This window comes from Bacillus sp. AF62 (assembly GCF_050312695.1).
GTDB classification, from domain to species: domain Bacteria; phylum Bacillota; class Bacilli; order Bacillales; family Bacillaceae_G; genus Bacillus_A; species Bacillus_A cereus.
Window position 1 is genome coordinate 1 of the sequence record NZ_JBNPJZ010000182.1, and the last position, 2,630, is coordinate 2,630.

Genomic DNA, 2,630 nt, shown 5'->3' on the forward strand with positions numbered 1-2,630 from the left:
CGCTATCTATTGCATGTTCAGCTAGTTTTTCTGATTCATAACATTGCATATTTATTTTAGTTTTGCAACACCCTCTTTATTGGTCAAAATGACTCCCAAACCTCTAAAATAAAAAACGAAAACATAATAAACAATATATATAGATGTAACTATATTTAGAAGCCCAGTCTTGTACTATTTCATGACATCTACTGGTAAGTACTATGTGTCCATCTTGGCTGCATATGAAAAAGAGATTATACAAATCGAAGTAGAATTGTTGAATTAGACTTTACGATGGATGAATTATGCGTTAATTTGGAGGTAGATAAAGTAACTTATCCTAAGTTCTAGCGTAACATGTTAGAACTATCTGCAATAGATACAACCAAGTCTTATTAAGACGCAATAAAAGTTCTGTGCGTTTGAATAAACAACGTATATATGGAGAAATCCATATTTTTATAAATATATAAAAGGTGAATTTTCTGATTGAATGTAGGTATAATTACATTTCATACACCTCAATATCCAATTTGGATATTCGGTATATAGAGGTTTCAATTTTTCATATAAGCAATTTGGACATAACATAATTTATTAACCCTCTCTATAAAAAGTATACAATAAATAAAATATTATTAAATAATACAATTAAGTTCCCTAGGATGGATATAAAATCTCATAAATTCTTCTAAAAAACTTATAGAAAATTTTGTATAGGTACTTTACTATCTCAAAATCGAAATTATTTTATCTTTTTCTAAGAAAGACTTCTTCCTCAAAAATACGAAGATGTGAAACACTAATTTCAGGTGAAAGATAAATTTTAGTAATCGTAAACCTGCTTTCTGGTGTATTTAAAAAGAGACGTCTGTAATGTTATTTATCTTTTGTTTGTGTATGAACCATTTCGATTCTTTTAAGTATATAATATGTACGATAAAATTTTTAAAACCTTACGGATTTAGTAAGGCACCTTTTTTATAGGCCTATATGCTTTTATTTAGTTAAAATATTTAAACGCTTAATTGAACTATGAACAGTACATGAAAGAGAAAAAGTACCATGCATGCCTATACGTTTATTAGTGTAAAGTAGCTTTCGGTAATAAAGAACATCGGGCTGGGACATACTATAAATGGTTCTATAAGATATTCTTATTGCTACACAAGATATGTGTGACAAGTGAGATTTATAATTAAGAATCATACACAAGTGGATAAGGAGAAAAGTATAAATGTATACTTTTCTCCTTATCTTACCCATGAAAATTTTACGAATAAGTATACAATCATGCGCATAGTATGTGGATGATATATTATACGTGCATATATGTATGATAGAAAGATTTCAAACATAACGAAACCACCTACTGTATAGTATAAAAAGTGTTTCTTAGTGAATATAACCCTTTTTTGTACCAGAAAAAATAGATCATTTATACAAAAGTAGGTAATCGCATACTTATTCGTAAGGTTTTTATGATTAGGTGCGTATTTTAAATATATTTCCTTTTATAGGAGTATATCCGTTTCCATAAGAGCAGTGTGTAATAATAAGAATACCTTATGGAACGATGTTAGTACGCTGAAGCTCAAATATTCTTTATGGTTAAAAGCCAGTTTACACTGATAAACGTGTATGTTAAATTTCTAATAATATTACTTGTTATATTAAAAATAAGAGATTATATTTAGTACTTTGAAATTACATAGCATCAACTTGATTAAAAAATAGAAAAGCTAGCCATAACGGTTAGCTTTTCTTTAGGGTTTAGGAAGTATGGAAACTATCTATTAAAATTTAGTATATAGTACAAAATGATTTGGTTCAAGTGACCAAATCATTTTTTACAAATAATTATGATTTTATAGTCACAATTGCAAATCCTCATGTATTTGCAGATGGGATTCTCAAATAAGTAAACATTATTTTAATTGATCTAAACAAGACATAGTACACAAACGAATTATTCAAAGTTAATTCAATTTGTACCCACAGAAAAAAACAGTTTTAAACGTATGTCAAATAAAAAAGCGGCGCATATAAAAAAGTTAGAATATAGAAGATACACGGATGAAAATTAAAATATACACTTTATGTAATTCGTCAAAAATAACGTACACCTTCGACAATTACGTGTAAAATTCATTGTATTTTTCAAGAATAGTGCTATGCAACACTTGTCATTATCATTGCGGTATATCAACAAGTGTTGCAATATATATGTATGTCATATTCCACAAAAATAGGACTTTTTTCAGAAAGGATTTCTTTATTATGTGTATGATTTTTTAACCAAATTATTACTGATTTTAGGTCTTTAAAACCAAATTAAAGATACAGATTTAACTTAAAACACTTCTTAAGAAACAAAAAAGATGTGTGATTAGTATGGTACAAGAAAATATATTCAAACGGAAACATTATCAGCCTAATATCAGTCAATTGAATGTACGTTGGTACCTGCGGTACAACTTAAGTCTTCGTGATTTATTAGAAATAATGGAGGAGCGAAGGTTGTTTTGGACCCATGCAACCATTATGCGCTGGGTGTCAAGCGTTTTATAAGGCTCTGGTGCAAAAATAGTGGGTTTATGAAAAATGAACAAACGATTCCTAACGGAATTGAAATTTATGCTGTTAAA

At 28.4% G+C, this 2,630-nt stretch carries 2 pseudogenes; both read left to right on the plus strand.

Features of this window, described 5'->3' with window-relative positions:
* Nucleotides 1-181: 181 nt before the first annotated feature.
* A pseudogene (locus ACQRBL_RS32040) lies at nucleotides 182-422 on the plus strand (RNA-guided endonuclease TnpB family protein); the annotation flags it as partial.
* A gap of 1,954 nt (nucleotides 423-2,376) precedes the next feature.
* Nucleotides 2,377-2,538: pseudogene (locus tag ACQRBL_RS32045) on the plus strand (IS6 family transposase); the annotation flags it as partial.
* Nucleotides 2,539-2,630: the final 92 nt, after the last annotated feature.